Origin of the sequence: Microbispora rosea (assembly GCF_044460045.1) — a bacterium.
In the GTDB taxonomy this organism is placed as follows: Bacteria; Actinomycetota; Actinomycetes; order Streptosporangiales; family Streptosporangiaceae; genus Microbispora; species Microbispora rosea.
This window is the reverse complement of the sequence record NZ_JBITJO010000011.1, coordinates 209,751-222,946: the sequence shown is the minus strand read 5'-3', so window position 1 is coordinate 222,946 and position 13,196 is coordinate 209,751. Positions and strand designations below refer to the sequence as shown.

12 protein-coding genes are annotated in these 13,196 nt (G+C 72.8%); 6 read left to right on the top strand and 6 right to left on the bottom strand.

Annotated features, from left to right (window positions below):
- Positions 1–14: 14 nt before the first annotated feature.
- Positions 15–2,390 carry a helicase-associated domain-containing protein gene (locus tag ACIBK1_RS34445; protein WP_396739890.1) on the bottom strand — a complete coding sequence of 792 codons (2,376 nt, stop codon included), beginning with the start codon at positions 2,388–2,390 and terminating at the stop codon, positions 15–17.
- Positions 2,391–2,597: 207 nt separating this feature from the next.
- Between ACIBK1_RS34445 and ACIBK1_RS34440 the strand changes: the two genes are divergently transcribed.
- The gene (locus ACIBK1_RS34440; RefSeq protein WP_030509184.1) at positions 2,598–2,996 is read left to right on the top strand and encodes a cold-shock protein; all 399 of its coding nucleotides are present in this window, start codon (positions 2,598–2,600) and stop codon (positions 2,994–2,996) included.
- A 177-nt stretch (positions 2,997–3,173) separates the two neighbouring features.
- Here ACIBK1_RS34440 and ACIBK1_RS34435 read toward each other — a convergent pair whose 3' ends face one another.
- Positions 3,174–4,433: an MFS transporter gene (locus tag ACIBK1_RS34435; RefSeq protein ID WP_396739888.1), complete on the bottom strand. Its 1,260-nt coding sequence runs from the start codon at positions 4,431–4,433 to the stop codon at positions 3,174–3,176.
- A gap of 107 nt (positions 4,434–4,540) precedes the next feature.
- Here ACIBK1_RS34435 and ACIBK1_RS34430 point away from each other — a divergent pair, with 107 nt between their 5' ends.
- Complete coding sequence (locus tag ACIBK1_RS34430; RefSeq protein WP_030509182.1) at positions 4,541–5,338, top strand: DUF3027 domain-containing protein; 798 nt, start codon at positions 4,541–4,543, stop codon at positions 5,336–5,338.
- Between the two features lie 2 nt (positions 5,339–5,340).
- A complete protein-coding gene (locus tag ACIBK1_RS34425; RefSeq protein WP_030509181.1) occupies positions 5,341–8,313 on the top strand; it encodes a sacsin N-terminal ATP-binding-like domain-containing protein in 2,973 nt (990 codons plus the stop codon).
- On the opposite strand, the gene ACIBK1_RS34420 is transcribed toward ACIBK1_RS34425, so the two are convergent.
- Positions 8,310–9,098 (bottom strand): helix-turn-helix transcriptional regulator, encoded by a 789-nt coding sequence (locus ACIBK1_RS34420; protein WP_030509180.1) that lies wholly within the window; start codon positions 9,096–9,098, stop codon positions 8,310–8,312. The two genes, ACIBK1_RS34425 and ACIBK1_RS34420, sit on opposite strands and share 4 nt — an antisense overlap.
- 89 nt (positions 9,099–9,187) lie before the next feature.
- Here ACIBK1_RS34420 and ACIBK1_RS34415 point away from each other — a divergent pair, with 89 nt between their 5' ends.
- A complete protein-coding gene (locus ACIBK1_RS34415) occupies positions 9,188–9,616 on the top strand; it encodes a nuclear transport factor 2 family protein (protein WP_030509179.1) in 429 nt (142 codons plus the stop codon).
- Between the two features lie 11 nt (positions 9,617–9,627).
- On the opposite strand, the gene ACIBK1_RS34410 is transcribed toward ACIBK1_RS34415, so the two are convergent.
- Positions 9,628–9,888, bottom strand: coding sequence for a DUF2530 domain-containing protein (locus tag ACIBK1_RS34410; protein WP_231513964.1), 261 nt, complete (start codon positions 9,886–9,888; stop codon positions 9,628–9,630).
- Positions 9,889–10,024: 136 nt separating this feature from the next.
- Between ACIBK1_RS34410 and ACIBK1_RS34405 the strand changes: the two genes are divergently transcribed.
- A complete protein-coding gene (locus tag ACIBK1_RS34405) occupies positions 10,025–11,488 on the top strand; it encodes an NCS2 family permease (protein WP_030509177.1) in 1,464 nt (487 codons plus the stop codon).
- 52 nt (positions 11,489–11,540) lie between these two features.
- Here ACIBK1_RS34405 and ACIBK1_RS34400 read toward each other — a convergent pair whose 3' ends face one another.
- Positions 11,541–12,011 carry a hypothetical protein gene (locus tag ACIBK1_RS34400; protein ID WP_396739884.1) on the bottom strand — a complete coding sequence of 157 codons (471 nt, stop codon included), beginning with the start codon at positions 12,009–12,011 and terminating at the stop codon, positions 11,541–11,543.
- A gap of 34 nt (positions 12,012–12,045) precedes the next feature.
- Positions 12,046–12,609 carry a TetR/AcrR family transcriptional regulator gene (locus ACIBK1_RS34395; protein WP_396739882.1) on the bottom strand — a complete coding sequence of 188 codons (564 nt, stop codon included), beginning with the start codon at positions 12,607–12,609 and terminating at the stop codon, positions 12,046–12,048.
- Positions 12,610–12,705: 96 nt separating this feature from the next.
- Between ACIBK1_RS34395 and ACIBK1_RS34390 the strand changes: the two genes are divergently transcribed.
- Positions 12,706–13,188, top strand: coding sequence for a helix-turn-helix transcriptional regulator (locus ACIBK1_RS34390; RefSeq protein WP_051761914.1), 483 nt, complete (start codon positions 12,706–12,708; stop codon positions 13,186–13,188).
- Positions 13,189–13,196: the final 8 nt, after the last annotated feature.

Here is a 13,196-nt window from a genome sequence, read left to right as displayed (position 1 = left end):
TTACCACGGATGTGTCATCGGCCGATCTCGGCGATGCCCGTGATGCGGTGCAGGGCGAAGCGGTGGACGGTGGCCCGGGTCTCGTCGTACGCGGTGAGGTAGCCGCCCTCCATCCGGGCCGGTTCGAGGATGCGGCTGGTGGCGTGTCCCTGCGAGTCGAGGTAGCCGATCCACACCCGCGACCCCTGCCGGATGGCCTCCTGGAGCGCGCTGATCGTGGCGGTCGCGGGGGAGCGGGGCACCTGGCCCTCGGGCGCCTCCGCGGGCCGCCGCCGTGAGTCCCCCGCCCGCATCGCCCGCACGGCCGCGGCGACCACCTCGGGATCGGGTGCGGTGTTCGCGGTCACCCGGGCGGCGAGCTGTCCCTCGGTGCGCCGGGCGTCGGCCCGCGCGACGACCACGTCGCCCTCCAGCGACTCGGCCACCGGCGCGTATCCCATCGCCCGCAGCGAGTCGACCAGCGCGGCCCTGGACGTCTTGGACGCCAGCACGGTCGGCGCGAGCCGCCGCAGCCGCAGCAGGTGGGCCCGCTTGTCGGCGAGCACCTCGTCGAGCAGGGCCGGGTCGTCGCACCGGATGTACGCCGAGGCCGTGCCGACGCGGATCCGCCCGTGGCGGCGGGCCACATCGGTGATCAGGTAGCTCAGCGGCTGCGGGACCGGGGTGGCCGAGTGCCGCTCCAGCACGGTGAGCAGGTCGTCGGCCGAGTGCCCCGCGTCGAGCGCCCGGCGGACCGACTGCTCGGAGAAGCGGTACACCGTCGCCCCGCCCTTGCTCTCCACGTCGGCCATGAGGGCGAGCCTGCGGCCGAGGTCGGTGGTCAACGGGCCCGGCGCCACGGCCGTGAGGTCCGCCTGCAGCAGCACGTGGTCGACCGGCTCGGGCAGCAGCGGGCCGAGCAGGCCAGCCGCCGTGCCGTCGCCCCGGGCCACGGCGCGGCCGTGTGAGGACGGCACGCCGAGCCCGGTCACGCCGATGTGCTCGGCCTCGCGCAGGGCGAAGCGTACGAGCCGGTCGCGCAGCGCGGGGCGGCGGCGGGGCTGCTCCCAGGCGAGCCGGGCCAGCACGGACTCGGGCGTCGGCGCGAGGCCGGGCGGTGCCGGCTCCAGCACGGCGAGCGTGCGCCTCCGCGTCTGGGCGGCCCCCGGCCTGCGCAGGTCGGGGTGGAGGGCGTTCAGGGGACGGTCGCGGTCGTCGCGTTCGCCGATCAGCCCGGGGGCGCGTTCCATCGCGGCCCACGCGTCGGCGAGCACGGCCCAGCGGTCCTCGGTGGCCTTGATCCGCCAGCCGTCGTAGGCGCCCGTCGGCAGCCATTCCCCCTCGCCCGCCGCGACCAGCCCGGCCGCGTGCGCGACCTCGACCACCAGCCCCGCCGCCCACTCCGGCAGGTCGAGGAGCTGGGCCGTCCGCCTGAGGTCACGTATGGCGAGGCCGCCCGCGCGCAGCACGCCCGGCGGGTCGACGCTCCACAGCTCGCACAGCTCCTCGACCGTGCGCACGAACGTGAACGCCTGCCCGGCGGCCGTCCGGTCGGCCAGGTCCTGGTCGCGTACGGACCCCTCCAGGGCGGGCGGGCCGGGGGACAGGTCGCGGTGCACCCGGCCGTCGCGCAGCACGAGGGCGACCTCGCGGGGGAGCGCGACGGTCTCCTCCCCGGTCGCGCCGAGCAGCCCGCGGGCCAGCAGCTGTTCGATGGGCGACTGGGCGTTCGCGGCGTCGACTTCGCGGCGGGCGTTCGGCAGCCGTCCGCTCGCCGGGCCCCAGACGAGCTCGTTCAGGGCCGTCCTCGCCTGCGGGGAGACCTCGCCGACGAGGCGCGCGACCGTCGCGGGTTCGGCCAGCAGCGCCGCGAGCCGTTCCCTGGCCGGCCGCCCGTCGTCCGTCCGGCCGCCGCCGCCCTCGTACGCCGGGTCGATGTCACGCAGGAGCACGTCGAGCCGTTCCGGCGAGTGGTGGCGGAACACCTCGGCGGCCGGCGGCCCCAGGGCGGCCGGGGGTTCGAGCGCCTCGGCCACGCCCGGCGCGGGCAGCAGCGCGTCGTCGGTCCCGTAGACCAGGGCGCGCGTGGTCAGCACGTCGAGCGCCGCGTCGAGAGCGGACCCGAGGGCCGCGTCGCCCAGATCACCGGGAACGGCACGGCGGAGCAGGGACAGCAACGCCTCGCGATCGGCGGGACCGGGCCGCAGGGCCAGCGTCTCCAGCACGGCGAGTGAGAACCGGTCGAGCCGGTCCAGCGCCCGGCCGATGGCGGAGGGGCTGCAGGCGCGGGCGGCCAGGCCGTCGATGTGCGCGGGGACGGGCGTCACGAGTTCGGGCCGCGTCGCCACGAGCGCCCGCAGCCGCTCGTCGGAACGGCCGCGAAGCCACTCGTTGAAGTCCGTGCCCGTCATTCTCTCCATGGTAGGGCGGGGCCTTCATCCGGCCGCCGGAGCGCCCGTACGGCAGGGGTTTCGCGCGGTTTCCCGGCACCGCGAAGGAAGATCCACACGAATCTGGTCATGGGACGCTTCAATCGCCTCTTGGTGGGTCCACGGGGCCGGTCTGTGGGCATAACCTACATCCATCACCTTCACGACAGTCTGAACGAGGTCACCCCTGTGCCGAGTGGCAAGGTCAAGTGGTACGACGCCGACAAGGGTTTCGGCTTCCTCACCCGCGACGACGGCGGTGAGGTCTTCGTGCATTCCTCCGCCCTGCCCAAGGGGGTCGACGCGCTCAAGCCCGGGCAGAAGGTCGAGTTCGGTGTCGCCGAGAGCCGCCGCGGTCAGCAGGCGCTCTCTGTGCGGGTGATCGACCAGCCCCCGACGCTGGCCAAGACCGTCAAGGGCAAGGCGAAGCGGAAGAAGCCCGACGAGATGGTCGTGATCGTCGAGGATCTGATCAAGCTGCTCGACGACATCTCGAATTCCTACCAGCGGGGCAAGCACCCGGACGCCGCGCACGCCAAGAAGATCGCTACCGTGCTGCGCGCCGTCGCCGACGACCTCGACGCCTGATCCATCCTCCGGCCTGCCGCATCCGTTTTCCGCCGCCCGGCCAAGCCCCGGGCGGCAGGGTGCGGCGCGGCCGGGATGCGGTGCCGTGTGATGCCGTGCCGTGTGATGCGCTGCCGTGCGGTGGGCACGATGCGGCGGCCCCGGAAGCGCGGGTGGCCTGGGGCGTGGGTGACCGGTTCAGGTGGCCGTGGCCGTGCGCGCGGCGAGCCTGCGGCGGCGGAGCATGACGAGGCGGCCGAAGGAGAGCGCGAGGGCGGCGGACATCACGCCGAGCCCGGCGGGACCGGCCACGAACAGCGACATCACCAGGCCCAGCAGCCCGCCGAGGACCCAGGCGATCTGAAGCAGCGTCTCGGCGACGCCGAACGCGGAGGAGCGCACCTCCTCGCCGATCTCACGCTGCACGATGGCGTCGAACGCGAGCTTGCCGAGGCCCTGGGCGAACGCGCCCACGAGGGCCACGACGGCGGCGGTCCACACGTCGAAGAAGAAGGCCGCGGCGACGGTGGCGACCGTGGCCAGCGCGAGCGTGGCCATGACGGTCAGGTGTGGCGACCGGGAGCGGGACCAGGAACCGGCGGCGGCCCCGGCCAGGCCGCCCGCGCCCGCGGCGGCGGCCAGCAGCGCCAGCGCGGCCTTCGGATCCACGCCGCGCAGGTGGCCGTCCTGGACGAGGAACAGCAGGAAGAACACGAGGAAGCCCGACTGCACCCGGATCGCGGCGTTGGCCCCCATGGCCTCGCTCACCACCGGGCCCAGGTGGAGCACGGTGCGCCATCGGGGGCGCGGCCCGGCCTCCTCCAGGTCGGGCGCGTCCACGTGCCGCGGCAGCCGTACGGCGAACGCCCCGGACAGCAGGAACAGCGGCACGGCGGCGCGCAGCACCCAGTCGGCCCCGGCCGCGGCGGACAGGCCTGCGGCCACCCCGGCGCCGACGCCGGCCGACACCAGCGCGAACAACGCGACCCTGGCGTTGGCCGTCACCAGTGGGATGTTGGCGGGCAGCACGCTCGGCATGATCGCCGCCCGGGACACGTTGTAGGCCTTCGACAGGACCAGTACGGCGAGCGCCGAAGGGAACAGCGTGACCGCGTCGGAGGTGTGGACGGCGCCGGCCATCCCCCAGCACAGCAGGCCCCGCGCGAGCAGGGTGCCGGCCATGATGTAGCGGCGGCCCGATCGGAGCCGGTCGAGCACCGGCCCGACGAAGGGCGCCACCACGGCGAACGGCAGCATGGTGATCAGCAGGTACGCCGCGACCTGGCCGCGGGCCTGGCCGACCGGCAGCCCGAACAGCAGCGCTCCGGCGAGGGCCACGGTGACCAGTGCGTCCCCGGCGGAATGGGCGGCCGTCACCTCGATGAGGTGGCCGAGACCGGTGCGGCCCGCTCCCTGGGCGTGCGTCAACCGGCGCGTCGCGCGCGCCGGTGCTCTCACAACACGCGTAACTTTCGCCCAAATCTTCACCATAGGCACCGAGGGTCCTTCCATGTTTTGCCCATCGAGCCGGTGCGGTCCGCTCGCGGCGTGGGTGAAAATGGAGTGTGAGTCGTACCCGAATCCGTAGCACTCCAGTCGACCAGGCCTGTGCCGCGGCGGTCGACCTCGCCCGCCGGGCCGCGGAAGACATCGCGCGCCCCGGGGAGGTGGGAGAGCACCTGGGCTTCGACAACGAGGGCGACCGAGTCGTCGCCCATTACTTCGAGTGCCTCGACCGCGCCTACCGCGGCTGGCGCTGGGCGGTCACCGTCACCCGGGCCTCCCGCGCCCGCGTCGTCACCGTGAGCGAGACCGTGCTGCTGCCCGGCTCGGGCGCGCTGCTCGCTCCCCGCTGGGTGCCGTGGAACGAGCGGCTGCGCCCGGGCGACCTCGGCGTGGGCGACCTGCTGCCGGTCGAGGCGGACGACGACCGGCTCGTGCCCGGGTTCGCCTCCGCCGACGAGGACATCGACAAGCAGATGCTCTTCGAGCTGGGTCTGGGACGCGCCCGCGTCCTGTCGGTGCTCGGCCGTGACCTCGCCGCGCGGCGCTGGCGCGCCGGTGAGGCCGGGCCGCACACCCCGATCGCGCACGCCGCCCCCGCGCAATGCTCCACCTGCGGCTTCTACTGGCCGCTCGCCGGAGCGCTGGGCCTCGGCTTCGGCGTCTGCGCCAACGAGTACGCGCCGGACGACGGCCGCGTGGTGTCCGCCGACCACGGCTGCGGGGCGCACTCCGAGGCGACCACCGTGCCCTCGATGGTCACGGATCCGGCGCCCCCGATCCTGGACGACTTGGGATACGACCTCATCGAGTCGGGCTCCGTGGACGAGGCCGGCTCCGAACCCCTGGGCCACGCCTGATCATGTTCGATACCGCACGCCTGCGTGACACCGTTCTCGCGGCCTGGACGGCCTCCCCTGCCCGCTTCCGCGAGGACGCCAACGCCGAGGAGGACTTCGCCCTCGGCGGCTACCGCGACCGGCTGGTCGTGGAGCTCGCCCAGAACGCCGCCGACGCCGCGCTGCGGGCCGGCATCCCGGGCCGCCTGCGGCTGACGCTCGCCGACGGCGTGCTGCTGGCCGCCAACGTCGGCGCGCCGCTCGACCAGACCGGCGTCGAGGGCCTGTGCACCCTCCGCGTCTCAGGCAAGAAGGACGAGGCGGGAGCGGCCGGCCGGTTCGGCGTCGGCTTCGCCGCCGTGGTGTCGGTGACCGACACGCCCTCGATCGCCTCTCGGCTGCCCTCGGGCGAGGTGCACGGGGTGCGGTGGTCGCGTGAGGAGACCGCCGCTCTGGTCGCCGCCAGGCCGGAGCTCGCGGCCGAGCTGGAGGGCCGCGAGGGGCACGTCCCGCTGCTGCGGCTGCCGTTCTCCGACGACTCGCCCGAGGTCCCCGAGGGATTCGACACGCTGGTCCGGCTCCCGCTGCGTGACGAGGCCGCCGAGCAGGCCGTACGGCGGATGCTTGAGGAGGCGGGGCCCGCGCTGCCGCTGTCGATGCCGGCGCTGGAGGCCGTCGAGATCGAGGTGGACGGGCGGACCCGCACGATCTCGGCCGAGGGCTGGCACGTGGTCGCCGAGTCGGGCACGTTCGGCCCCGAGCAGGTGGCCGAGTTGTTCGCCGACCGGCCGACCGAGGAGCGGGCCCGGCCCTACTGGGAGGTCCGCTGGGCCGTCCCCGGCGACCGCCGCGGCGACGTCCGGGGGGTTGTGCACAGGGTCGTGCACGCGCCGACACCGAGCGACGAGCCGCTCGACCTGCCCGCGCTGCTGATCGCGTCGTTCCCGATGACCACCGACCGGCGGCACGTCGCCCCCGGGCCGCTCACCGACTTCCTGGTCGCCAGGGCAGCCGAGGCGTACGTACGGCTGCTGGGGGAGCTTCCCGCGACTCCGGACCTGCTCGACCTCGTGCCCGGCCTGATGGGCAAGGGCGCGCTCGACGCGGCGATCAGGCGGGAGATCGTCAAGGCGCTGCCGGACACGCCGCTGCTGCCGACGATCTCCGAGGGCGTCGTGCCGGGAAACCAGGCCCGGGCGGTCGAGGGGCAGGCCGCGTTCCTGGAGAAGATCGCCGGCATCGTGCCCGGGCTGCTGCCCGCGGGCTGGTCCTCCCGGAACCCGGCCCTGACCACGCTCGGCGTGCGCAGGGTCGACCTGGCCGACGTCGTGGACATGCTGTCCGGCGAGGCCGTGGAGGACAAGGACCCGGCGTGGTGGCGGTCGCTCTACGAGGTGCTGCCCGCCGACGACCCGGAGGCGATCGGCGCGATCGCCGTGCCGCTGGCCGACGGCCGCCTGGTGCGCGGCCCGCGCGGCACGCTCGTGCTGTCACAGGAGTCGGGCACCTTTGACCCTGCCCTGCTGGCGCCGCTGGGGCTGCGGATCGTCCACCCGGACGCCGCGCACCCGCTGCTGCTGCGGCTGGGCGCGGCCGAGGCGACCCCGCGTACGGTGCTGGAGGACCCGCTCACCCACGCGGCCGTGTCCGAGTCGCTGAACAGCACCGACCCCGAGCCGGTGGCCCAGGCCGTGCTGGCTCTGGTCGACGCGGCGGGCCTGACCGCGGGGGAGGCCCCGTGGCTGGCCGAACTGGCGCTGCGCGGCGCCGACGGCGAGCTGTACGCGGCGGGCGAGCTGCTGCTGGCCGAGGGCTCGCTGGCCGGTCTCATCGACCCCGAGGTGCCGTTCGGCGTCGCCGCCCCCGACCTGGTGGAGAAGTTCGGCCCGCACGTGCTGGCGGCGGCCGGGGTGCTCGACGGCTTCGCCGTGGTCAACGATTCCGACGTGCTGCTCGACCCCACCGAGTGCGACCACGACCTCGACCTCGAGGACGAGTGGCTGGAGGCCGTGCTCGACCTGCTGCCCGGCTTGCTGAACACCGATCTCGACGTGCCGCCGGTGGTCCGGGAGTTCACCGCCGTACGCGACCTGGAGTATGTCGCCGACTGGCCGAGCGCCCTCGCGCTGCTGTCGCGGCCCCCGCTGCGCGCCGCCCTGCGGCCCCTGCGGGTGCTCGCCGCGGGGGAGACCGTCGAGGTGCCGTCGTACACGGCCTGGTGGCTGTCGCGGCACCAGGTGCTCGGCGGGCGCAGGCCGACGGAGCTGCGGCTCCCGACGGGCGACCCGCTGCTGTTCGGCCTGTACGGCGAGGCGCCGGCGGGGATCGACGCGGACGCGCTGAAGATGATCGGCGTCCGGTCCACGCTCGCCGAGCTGCTCGACTCGCACGGCGGCCCGGAAGAGCTGCTCGACCTGCTGGCCGACTCGTCCCTCGAGGTCGACCGGGCCCAGCTGCGGTCCCTGTGGATCGCGCTGGCGGCCGTCGATCCCGCCCGGGTGAGCCCGCCCGAGGCCGTACGGGTCGTGCTGAAGGGCACGGTCACGGTCGCGGACGTCGAGGACGGCCCGGTCGTGGTGGAGGCGCCCGACCTGCTCGCCCTGGTGGAGGACCGGCCGCTCGTGCTCGCGCCGTTCGACCTCGCCGAGGCGCTGTCGGAGGTGCTCGACCTGCCGCTCGCCGGTGAGGTGGTCACCGGCGCGGTCACCTCGGCCGGAACCGAGAAGCCCGTGCCGCCCGAGGTGCGGTCGCTGCTGCCCGGCGCCCCCGCGACGTACGTCGAGCACGACGAGCTGCTCGTGGACGGCAGGCCGGTGCCGTGGCGGTTCTTCGAGGGCGCGGTGCACGCGACCGGCGTCGACGGCCTGGCCAGGGGACTCGCGTGGGCGGCCGGCCAGTGGGGCGACCGCCTCGCCGTGGCGGCGCTCCTGCGCGATCCCGCCCGGGTCCCCCTGCTGCTCGCCGAGGCCGACCTCGACCCCACGGCCTCGATCTAGGCGTCGCAGGAGGCCTGGCCGGACGCGGTGAAGTACGCGGCGGTCTCCACGTCCGCGGGGTAGTACGACTCGATCGCGACCTCGTCCAGGGTGATGTCCATCGGGGTGCCGAACGTGGTGGTGGTCGAGAACAGCCGCAGTTCCCGTCCGCCGAAGCGGAAGATCATCGGAACGGCGATCTCGGCCTCGATCGGGTGCCGCGCGTCCTCGGGGCCCGCACCCGGTGCCAGCAGCTCCTCGTAGAGCGCGGTCAGCTCGGCGCTGGGAGCGACGACGAGCTGACGTCCGATCCGGATACGGAGCAGCGCGCGTACCTCGGCCAGGTTGACGATGTGCGGAGCGAGCCCGCGCGGGTCGAGCCCGAGCCGCACCATGTTGATCGGCGGCCGCAACAGATCGGGCGCCACGTGGGCGAGGAACGGGTCGAGGGCGCTGTTGGCCATCACGATGTTCCACCGGCGGTCGACGACCAGCGCGGGGTACGGCTCGTGCGCCCGGATGACCCTCCCGATCGCGTCGCGGGCGGCCGACAGCTCGTCTCCGTCGAGCGGCCGCTCGGCGTAGCGGGGTGCGAAGCCGGCGGCGAGCAACAGCCGGTTGCGCTCGCGCAACGGCACGTCGAGCTGTTCGGCGAGCCGCAGGATCATGTCGGCGCTCGGGTGGGACTTGCCGGTCTCCACCAGGCTGACGTGGCGGGCCGAGACGTCGGCGGCGATCGCGAGATCCAGCTGGCTGAGCCGCCGGTGATGCCGCCACCGCCGCAACAGTTCCCCGACCGTGTGCATGGCCGCCGATGCTACTCCCGGGTGAGCCGTACGCCGATGAAATGCCACTTCATCGACAATCCACGCGAGCGGCGGAAACACTGCCGATCATGCAAGCCAAGGACATGACCACAGACAACGGGAGCACAGACAACGGGAGCATCGTGCGGCAGGCACTCGCCGCACTGATCGCGACCGGTGACGTCGACGCGCTCGCCTCGTCGCTACGCGACGACTTCGTCCATCACCGGCCGGACGGGACGAGGACCAAGGCGGAGTGGCTCGCCGACGTCCGCGCCGCTCTCGTCCCGCTCGCCGGCATGCGGGTGGAGATCCGGCACCTGCTGGCCGACGGCGATCACGTCGTGATGCACTCGCTGCGCCGGCTGCCCGGCGCCGGGCCGGAGATCGCGGTCGTCGACATCTGGCGGCTCGACGACGGTCTGATCGCCGAGGCGTGGGAGATCATCGAGCCGGTGGCCGAGGCGACCGGCCACCTGACGTGGTGGGAACCCGCGAGGGAGGGCGGGCTCGGCTGAAGCTGCTCCGCTCAGGGGCGGCGGGGTTCCGATTCGCCGGTTTCGGCGGCGGGGACGGGCTCTCGCAGGCGGGAGTCGCGGCGGCGGATGTAGAGGATGCCGAACAGGCCGAGGCCGATCCCCGCGACGCAGACCCAGACGGGCCGTGGGTCGGCCGGTCTCACCACCAGCAGCACGACGACCAGGGCGATCGCCCACAGGGCCGTCCCGACCAGGATCGTGAGGGTGTCCCTCGTCCTGAGAGGCATGGGGTCCGGCCGGCGCTCGCTCACGTCAGCCAGCTTAGAAGGTCGCGGCAGCGAGCCGGTATCTTCATGACAAACCAGTCACGAAAGGACAACGCTGCTCCCCTGGCTCTTTCCGCGGATGGTAAGGGCCTGCGACTCTGCGCGCGTGAATGCGAACCCCATGAAAGCCCCTGGTTTCCTCGATCGATACTTCTCCATCTCAGCCCGTGGTTCCTCCGTCGGACAGGAGGTCCGCGGCGGCTTCGCCACCTTCTTCACGATGGCCTACATCGTGGTGCTCAACCCGCTCATCATCGGCACCGTAGCCGACAAGACGGGCCAGTTCCTCGGTGACGGGAACAACCCCAACATCGCGTTGGTCGCCGCGGCCACCGCGTTCGTCGCCGGCATCCTCACGATCATCATGGGCGTCTTCGGCCGGGTGCCGTTCGCCCTGGCCACCGGCCTCGGACTGAACGCCTTCCTCGCCTTCGGCATCGCCAGCCAGATGTCGTGGGAGGACGCGATGGGCCTGGTGGTGCTGGAGGGCATCGTCATTGCGATCCTCGTGGTGACGGGTTTTCGTGTGGCGGTGTTCCACGCGATCCCCGCCCAGCTCAAGACCGCGATCAGCGTCGGCATCGGCCTGTTCATCGCGCTGATCGGGTTCGTCGACGCCGGGTTCGTCCGGCGCATGCCGGACGCGAGCGGCACCACGGTCCCGGTCAAGCTCGGCGCGCTGGGCAATGGCTCGCTGACCGGGTGGCCCACGCTCGTCTTCGTCGTCGGCCTGCTCGTGACGGCCTTCCTCGTGGCCCGCAGGGTCAAGGGCGCCATCCTGCTCGGGATCGTCGGCACGACCGTGCTCGCCATGATCGTCGAGGCGATCGGCAAGATCGGGCCGCAGATCCCGGACGGGAGCAACCCCAACGGGTGGTCGCTCAACGTGCCGGCATGGCCCAAGAACTTCATCGAGCTGCCGGACCTGTCGCTGCTCGGCCAGTTCAGCCTGTTCGGCAGCTTCGCCAAGATCGGCGGTCTGGCGGCCGTGATGTTCGTCTTCACCCTCATGCTGGCCGACTTCTTCGACACGATGGGCACGATCGTCGGCGTGGGCCGCCAGGCGAACCTGGTCCAGGCGGACGGGACCGTCGAGCGCACAAAGGAGATCCTGCTCGTCGACTCACTCGCGGCGGCGGCCGGCGGCGCGGCGAGCGTGTCGTCCAACACCACCTACATCGAGTCGGCGGCCGGCGTCGGCGAGGGCGCGCGCACCGGCCTGGCGAGCATCGTCACCGGCGTGCTGTTCCTGCTGGCCATGTTCTTCGCCCCGCTGACGGAGATCGTGCCGTTCGAGGCGGCGACCCCGGCCCTCGTGGTCGTCGGCTTCCTGATGATGACCCAGGTCAAGGAGATCGACTTCAGCGACTTCGAGACCGCGATCCCCGCGTTCCTGACCATCGTGCTCATGCCGTTCACGTACTCGATCACCGTCGGGATCGGCGCGGGCTTCGTGAGCTACATCGCCATCAAGGCGTTCCGCGGCAAGGCGCGCGATCTCCACCCCCTGATGTGGCTGGTGGGCGCGCTGTTCGTCGTGTATTTCGCGCTGGAGCCCCTCAAGAGCCTGCTCGGCCTGAGTTGATCCGCGCGGTACGGAGGCCGCCGTGGCGACGCCGCGGCGGCCTCTTCGCATGTCAGATCGCGCGGGCGGCGGCGAACGCGCAGACGGTGGCCAGGAGCATGAGCATGTGCAGGATCATGTGCTCCAGATTGGGCCGTGGACGATCTCCCCGGCGGGGGAGCACGATGACGGTCTTCGCGTAGGTGCGCGCGTGCAGCGCGGCCCAGGTCTCGCCCGTGCCCGCCGTCGCCCACGGCACGGTCACCCCCGCCAGGTACGGCAGCCACCACAGGGCCAGGCCGCTCAGGAGCGCGAGCAGTTCGACGGCCGCCCCGGCGTAGGCGAGGACGGGCAGGCCCGCCGCGGACGCCCAGACCAGCAGCAGGGCGGGGAGGGCCAGGACCGGCGCGTTCACGGTCACCTCGGTCAGCTTCTCCGACCTCTTCGCCTCCCGCACGTTGTTGAACGGGAAGAGGTCGGCGAGCGTGGTCAGGACGAAGTAGGCGTCGGCGGCGACGACCAGGAGCAGCGCGGCGAGTAACACGGCGGGGAGTCCTTCCTGAGCGGGGGGCGAGGGGTCACGCGCCGTGCCGCGCCTGGATTCCGTCCAGGAACGTCGAGACGGCGGTGTCGAACCAGGCGTCGTAGTAGGCGGCGGGTGCGGCCGGTGGATCCGGCGTCTCGCCGAACTCGGCCAGGGCGAGACCGGTCACCAGGACGTACAGCGCCTGCACCAGATGGAGCGCTTCGTCGTCGGTGAGGCGCAGCCCTTCGTGCATGGCCGACAGGACGAGGGGAACGGCCTCCTCGAACACCTCAGGCGAGGCGTTCCGCACGGCGACGACGGCCGCGGCCCCGGGGTGGGTCCGCAGGGCCTCGCGCAGGTCGCGCGCCATGCCGTGCAGCAGTTCCCGCCAGGGCAGGCCGGGGGCGAACGCCGCGGTCACCTGACGCGCGACGCGGTCCGCGACCAACTGGAGCAGGGCCGCCTTGTTCGGCACGTGGTAGTAGAGCGACGCCGCCTTCACCTCCAGTCGCGCGGCCAGCGTGCGCATCGAGAGGGCGGCGAAGCCCTCCCGGTCCAGGACGTCGAAGGCGGCGCGGACGATCCCCTCGGTGTCGATGCGTGAGGCCGGGCTCATACGGTTCCTTTCTAACAGCGTTAGAACCAATCTAACGCTGTTAGAAAGCCTCGGCAAGTGCGGGAATCTGTCGGTGGGGCGGGCTAGGGTCGAAACGTGGCCGTGAGGGGACAGCGGGCGGTGCCGGCGGAGTTGCTGCCGCGGCTGCGCCTGGCCAGGGACCGCATGGACCGCGACTACCGGAGTGAGCTCGATCTCGACCGGCTCGCGGCCGTCGCCGGGGTCTCCAAGTTCTACTTCGTCCGTTCCTTCGAGGCGGCGTACGGCGAGACGCCGATGCGCTACCTCACCCGGCGGCGGCTGGAGCGCGCCCAGGATCTGCTGCGTTTCGCCAACCTGACCGTGACCGAGATCTGCATGGCCGTGGGCTTCAGCAGCCTGGGGTCGTTCTCGGCCAAGTTCCGCCGGATGGTGGGGGAGAGCCCGAGCGAATACCGCGACCGGTGGGCGGCGCGCGGCGGCCCCCGCGTCCCCGGCTGCTACCTGTTCATGAACGGAGTGCTCCACCTCGAGGGCGCGCCGAAGCGGCACGACGATTGTGCAATTTCGGAGAAGCCCAGGTCGGAGGGGGCGCAGTAGCGTCTTCC

Coding starts and splice junctions, on each gene's coding strand:
- ACIBK1_RS34395 (WP_396739882.1), bottom strand. CDS start 12,609: ATGAGCCCGGCCTCACGCATCGACACCGAGGGGATCGTCCGCGCCGCC.
- ACIBK1_RS34425 (WP_030509181.1), top strand. CDS start 5,341: ATGTTCGATACCGCACGCCTGCGTGACACCGTTCTCGCGGCCTGGACG.
- ACIBK1_RS34405 (WP_030509177.1), top strand. CDS start 10,025: ATGAAAGCCCCTGGTTTCCTCGATCGATACTTCTCCATCTCAGCCCGT.
- ACIBK1_RS34445 (WP_396739890.1), bottom strand. CDS start 2,390: ATGACGGGCACGGACTTCAACGAGTGGCTTCGCGGCCGTTCCGACGAG.
- ACIBK1_RS34415 (WP_030509179.1), top strand. CDS start 9,188: ATGCAAGCCAAGGACATGACCACAGACAACGGGAGCACAGACAACGGG.
- ACIBK1_RS34420 (WP_030509180.1), bottom strand. CDS start 9,098: ATGCACACGGTCGGGGAACTGTTGCGGCGGTGGCGGCATCACCGGCGG.